Source organism: Inconstantimicrobium porci (assembly GCF_009696465.1).
Lineage (GTDB): Bacteria > Bacillota > Clostridia > Clostridiales > Clostridiaceae > Inconstantimicrobium > Inconstantimicrobium porci.
Map to the genome: position 1 here is coordinate 1 of NZ_VULX01000050.1, position 5,830 is coordinate 5,830.

Genomic DNA, 5,830 nt, shown 5'->3' on the forward strand with positions numbered 1-5,830 from the left:
AAAATCTTAGACTACCGAACTCCAGAGGAGCTTTTTGAAAAGTACCTCGATGAGATCTATGCAGCTTAAAAATTCAAGGGTTCAAATGGAAAAATAAAATTAGTTCAATTTGTTATTGCAATTTATCATTTTATTTAAGTTTAACTAACTGGAATGGTATTGGTAAGGCAAAAATAATTGGATTCAAAAATTTTGCAACAGTATTTCATGATAAATTCTTTTTTCAAAGCATAGGGAATAGAGTACTGATGTGGGTAATAAGTGTAGTACCACAAATGATATGTGCTCTTGTTATAGCTGTAGTTTTAGTTCAATCTAAGATAAAGGCTAAGAGCTTTTTCAGAGCTATTTCAGAGCTATTTTTTATTTGCCCAATCTTGTAACATGTTCATCTGTAGCTGTTCTTTTCAGTTTTATAATGGACTGGCAGGCAGGAGCATTAAACAAGATGCTCTTAGGAATGCATATTATTAATTCACCAATTAACTGGTTCCAAAGCACAATTGCAACACCAATTACAGTTGGATTTATTAACTGGTGGATGTGGTTTGGATATACTATGATTATATTTATGGCAGGTATACAGGCTATATCTAATGATGTTATTGAAGCAGCTATAGTTGATGGAGTTAATGGAATACAGACTCTATGGTATATTACTCTTCCATTAATAAGACCAACAGTTATTTATAATGTTATAACATCTTTAATAGGTGGTATGACAATGTTTGATATACCATTCGTATTAACAAATGGTGATGGCTCACCCCAGGGTTCAATATTAACAATGGTTATGTATCTATACAACACAGCATTTAGAAATTATCACTATGGATATGCGGCAGCAATAGTAACAGCATTATTTATTATGATAGGTATTATGGTATTTATAGCATATAAGATTATGAATAGAAAACCAGTATATGATTAGGAGGAGATGTTAACATGGAACAAAGCAGTGCAATGATAAATCCACAACAGAAGATGCAGAAAACACATAAAGTTAAAGCAAGTACTATAGTTGCATATATTCTCCTAATATTACTTGCTATATTATGTTTTGCACCATTTTATATAATGATTATAAACTGTACTGAAAGTAATGCAGATTTAGCTTCTAAGTTAAATGTAAAGCAATATATAAGCTCTACAGTACCAGATGCATTAATAGAAGCTGCTAGAATTGATGGCTGCGGAGAGTTTAAAATTTTTAATAAAATTATACTTCCAATAATGATAGTCTTTTTATTCTGTTCTAAGTACATTATAGGAGGGCTAACAGTAGGATCAGTAAAAGAATAACAATGTTAAAACTATATAGAATCATAAAAATCGTTAGACAATTAAATCCCCCCCAAAGAAATTTTTTAATGATTTGATATCTATATATTATTTAAATAAAGTTTATGGATTTGTCATCCAAAACCTACATTCTAAAACAAAAAATAAAGCATCCTGAACATTAATTTATACACTCCATTTTAATGTTCAGAGATGTTTTGTTTTTTTACTTAAAAATACTAAAGAAGTAATATACCTGATTGTCTACATATTTCCTCAGTGTTTTTATCCCATATTGAAGATTGTACTTCACCTATATGTGCTTTACCAAGAAGAAGCATACATAAACGGCTTTGACCGATTCCGCCACCTATAGTTAAAGGAAGTTCATCATTCAACAGCATTTTGTGGAATGGAAGATTCCTTCTATCGTCACAGCCTGCTTCTGTAAGCTGTTCATCAAGTGATTTTTTATCTACTCTGATGCCCATGCTGCTTATTTCAAGTGCTATACCTAGAGTTTCATGATAAAAAAGAAGATCACCGTTAAGTTCCCAGTCATCATAGTCTGGAGCTCTACCATCATGACGCTTTCCACTTCTAAGTTTTCCACCTATTTTTTTAATAAATACAGTTTTATGTTCTTTAACAAATATGTTTTCACGTTCCTTTGGTGTTTTACCCGGATACATATCCTCAAGCTGTTGGGCAGTAACAAATGTTACGTCTCTTGTAAGATCAGTATTAAGAGATGGATTGTTCCATTTAATTTCATCTAGTGTTCCACATATAGCAGCTACGATTCTTTTAACTGTGTCTTCGAGAAATGTTTCATTTCTATTATCTCTTGAAATAACTTTCTCCCAATCCCACTGGTCTACGTAAATTGAATGCAGATTATCAAGCTCCTCATCACGACGTATCGCATTCATATCTGTAACCAGTCCATTTCCTTCATAAAAACCATATCTTTTTAGGGCTAATCTTTTCCACTTTGCAAGGGAATGAACGACTTGTCCATCACAGCCTGCGAAAGGAATATCAAAAGAAACGGGACGTTCAATACCATTTAAGTTATCATTAAGACCTGTAGAAGGGTCAACAAAAAGTGGAGCAGTAACTCTTTTAAGGTGTAATGCAGAACAAAGTTTTATCTGAAATACACTTTTTATTTCACCGATTGCCTTCTGTGTTTCATATAAACCCAGAGAAGGTTTGTATCCCTCTGGAATAAATGTTTCCATAATAATACCTCCATATATAAATTTATATAAATATATTATCATATTACCAATAAAAAACTCAATAAGTTCAAGATATTAATACAATTTATGTGATAAAAAATAAAAGTGTTAAAAATACAGAAAATATTATGAAAGCTATTCTCATTTACAGCATATTGTGGTATTATATAGATGAAGTTGATAAATAATATCATTTGAATTTGACTCGCAACTGTATTTCGATTTAAATAACTTTAGTTAAGGTTCTTTAAATAGAAATATAAAAAAATAAAAAAGGGGGAACTTTTATGCCACTAACATTAGCAGCTGTAGGAGAAGTTAACAAGATAAAAAGAATATCAGGAAATGATGACACAAGAAGATTTTTATCAAGCATGGGTTTTGTAACAAATGAGGATATCATAGTGATTTCAGACATTGGAGGAAACATGATTATTAAAGTTAAAGAAACGAGAGTTGCCCTTGATAAGAATATGGCAAAAAGAATTTTTATTTAGTAATGAAGGGAGACAAATTTATGGCTACATTAAGAGACATTCAGTGTGGAAGCAAAGCAAAAGTTGAAAAGGTACAGGGTGCTGGAGGTGTGAGAAGACGTATCATGGACATGGGCATTACAAAAGGATGCGAAATTCTTGTTAGAAAGGTAGCTCCTCTAGGAGACCCAATTGAGATTACAGTAAGGGGATATGAACTTACACTTAGAAAAGCAGATGCAGAGATGATACTGGTTAAATAATATAGCTGGTATGTAGATCGGTCTAAACTGATAGATAAATAAATATGAAAATAGGAATTATTACGTTTATATAATGATAATGATTATCAATATCAGTTCAATCAAGGAATAGGGGGAAAAGAAATGTCAATAAAAATAGGTTTAGCTGGGAATCCCAACTGTGGCAAGACTACAATGTTTAATGCATTAACTGGTTCAAATCAGTATGTTGGAAACTGGCCTGGAGTTACAGTAGAAAAAAAGTCAGGTAAAGTAAAATGGAGTAAGGAAATAGAAATAGTAGATTTACCAGGAGTATACTCATTATCTCCATATACAATGGAAGAGGTTGTCACAAGAAACTTCATACTTGATGATCATCCTGATGCAATAATTAACATAATTGACGCATCAAATATAGAAAGAAATTTATATCTTACTACTCAGGTGCTGGAACTTGGTGTCCCCACAGTAATAGCACTGAATATGATGGATGTTATCAGAAAGAATGGTACAACTATAAATAAGAACAAACTTTCTGAGATACTTGGATGCCCTGTAGTTGAGACATCAGCACTAAAGGGGGAAGGTATTAAGGAGCTTATTGAAGAAGCCAAGCATTGTGCTTTATCAAGAAAGAAGCAGAACTTTAAACTTCCGATGGAAAATGCGGAAAACACGTTAAAACATATTGAATCTATAGTCGATAGAGAAATACAGCATAGTGATGTTAATCCAAGATATATTGCAGTAAAACTTTTTGAAAGAGATGAGAATATATCAGAGAAATTTAGAGTTCCTGAGAGTGTAAAAAATGAAATAGAGACATTAATAAAATGCTGTGAGGATGAAAATGAAGATGACAGTGAAAGTATCATAACAGGTGATAGATATGAGTTCATATCTGCCAGTGTTTCAAAATTCCTAAAGAAGCCAAAGAATAAAAATATAACTACATCTGATAAGATAGATAAGATAATAACTAATAAGATTTTAGCACTGCCTATTTTCGCACTTATAATGTTCGGAGTATATTTTCTTTCAATGAAAGTAGTTGGAGGACCGGTTACTGACTGGGTTAATGATTCATTCTTTGGAGACTTTGTAGAAGGAAACTTAAGAGGCTGGCTTGAGGCTATGAGCGTTGCACCTTGGATGGTAGGTCTTTTAGTAGATGGTATTATACATGGTGTTGGATCTGTTCTTGGATTTGTACCCCAGATAATGTGTCTGTTCTTACTAATGGGGATTCTCGAAGACTGTGGTTACATGGCACGTATAGCTTTTATAATGGATAGAATTTTCCGTAAGTTTGGACTTTCAGGAAAATCATTCATACCTATGCTTATCAGTTCAGGTTGTGGAGTTCCAGGAATCATGGCAACTCGTACAATGGAGAATGATAGAGATAGAAAAATGACAATCATGCTTACAACATTTATTCCATGCCAGGCGAAGCTGCCAATGATCGGAATAATAGCTGGAGCAGTTTTAGGTGGTTCAACATTTGTAGCAACTGGTGCATATTTCTTTGCAATATTTATGGTTGTTTTCTGCGGCATTATATTAAAGAAAACAAAGCTTTTTGCAGGAGAACCAGCTCCATTCGTAATGGAACTTCCTCAATATCATATGCCAGGTGCCAAGAACGTATTACTTCATATGTGGGATAGAGCACTAGCATTCATCAAGAAAGCAGGAACAATAATCTTTGCATCATGTATAGTAATCTGGTTCTTACAGTCATTTGATTTCAGTTTAACTATGGTTGATGAGGATAAGAGTATACTTGCTGCTATTGGTAATGTAATAGCACCAATATTTGCACCATTAGGATTTGGAAACTGGCAGTCATCTGTTACAACTATCACAGGAATTGTAGCAAAAGAAAATTTAGTATCAACATTCGGAGTGCTTTTAGGAATGGATGCAGAAGTAGGAGATCCCTCTTTATCAGCTAAGGTAGTTTCTATGTTTACTACAAATGGAGCACTTGCCTTTGTAGTATTCAATATGTTATGTGCACCATGCTTTGCAGCAATTGGAGCAATAAGACGTGAAATGGGTTCAGCAAAGTGGACATGGATTGCAATCGGATTCCAGACAATAACTGCTTATTTAGCAGCGCTTGTTGTAAATCAGGTAGTTGGTGCTGCACTTGGAACCGAGAGCGTTATGGGAGCAGTGCTTTCAATATTAATACTAATAGCGGTTATTACAGCAGCTGTTATGTCAGGAAAGAGAGTAACAGATAGAGAAGTTCAGAGAGCTGAAGCTTAATTAGAGTTTAAAGGAGTGATATTAATGATTGCCACAATAGTGTTAGGAATATTAATAGCCTCATATGTTATATATATAGGATATAAACATAATAAGAATAAAAAGAATGGTACTGGTTCATGTACTGGTTGCTGCAGTTCATGCAGTGGATGCAGCCATAAATAAAGTTTAAAGTAGTACGGGGCTGTATCAAAAGTCTTTGATACTAGCCGAAACAAAAAGGTAGATTCGTAATTGAATCTACCTTTTTTACGCATAATATTAACATGAATAATAATATTATACCTATTCATCAGATAGGTTTCCC

6 protein-coding genes and 1 pseudogene are annotated in these 5,830 nt (G+C 33.3%); 6 read left to right on the top strand and 1 reads right to left on the bottom strand.

What is annotated here, in order from left to right:
• Positions 1 to 346: 346 nt before the first annotated feature.
• Both FYJ33_RS15610 and FYJ33_RS15615 read left to right on the top strand, forming a co-directional pair.
• A pseudogene (locus tag FYJ33_RS15610) lies at positions 347 to 931 on the top strand (carbohydrate ABC transporter permease); the annotation flags it as partial.
• 14 nt (positions 932 to 945) lie between these two features.
• Positions 946 to 1,302 carry an ABC transporter permease subunit gene (locus FYJ33_RS15615; RefSeq protein WP_206046731.1) on the top strand — a complete coding sequence of 119 codons (357 nt, stop codon included), beginning with the start codon at positions 946 to 948 and terminating at the stop codon, positions 1,300 to 1,302.
• Positions 1,303 to 1,520: 218 nt separating this feature from the next.
• Here FYJ33_RS15615 and asnA read toward each other — a convergent pair whose 3' ends face one another.
• Positions 1,521 to 2,528, bottom strand: coding sequence for an aspartate--ammonia ligase (gene asnA, locus FYJ33_RS15620; RefSeq protein WP_277644485.1), 1,008 nt, complete (start codon positions 2,526 to 2,528; stop codon positions 1,521 to 1,523).
• Positions 2,529 to 2,812: 284 nt separating this feature from the next.
• Here asnA and FYJ33_RS15625 point away from each other — a divergent pair, with 284 nt between their 5' ends.
• The 4 genes from FYJ33_RS15625 (at position 2,813) to FYJ33_RS15640 (ending at position 5,688) form a co-directional block, all read left to right on the top strand.
• The gene (locus tag FYJ33_RS15625; RefSeq protein ID WP_154532840.1) at positions 2,813 to 3,022 is read left to right on the top strand and encodes a FeoA family protein; all 210 of its coding nucleotides are present in this window, start codon (positions 2,813 to 2,815) and stop codon (positions 3,020 to 3,022) included.
• A gap of 20 nt (positions 3,023 to 3,042) precedes the next feature.
• Positions 3,043 to 3,264, top strand: a complete 222-nt coding sequence (locus tag FYJ33_RS15630) for a FeoA family protein (protein WP_154532842.1) — start codon at positions 3,043 to 3,045, stop codon at positions 3,262 to 3,264.
• A 123-nt stretch (positions 3,265 to 3,387) separates the two neighbouring features.
• Positions 3,388 to 5,523 carry a ferrous iron transport protein B gene (feoB, locus tag FYJ33_RS15635; RefSeq protein WP_154532844.1) on the top strand — a complete coding sequence of 712 codons (2,136 nt, stop codon included), beginning with the start codon at positions 3,388 to 3,390 and terminating at the stop codon, positions 5,521 to 5,523.
• 24 nt (positions 5,524 to 5,547) lie between these two features.
• Positions 5,548 to 5,688, top strand: a complete 141-nt coding sequence (locus tag FYJ33_RS15640; protein ID WP_154532846.1) for a FeoB-associated Cys-rich membrane protein — start codon at positions 5,548 to 5,550, stop codon at positions 5,686 to 5,688.
• Positions 5,689 to 5,830 lie beyond the last annotated feature (142 nt).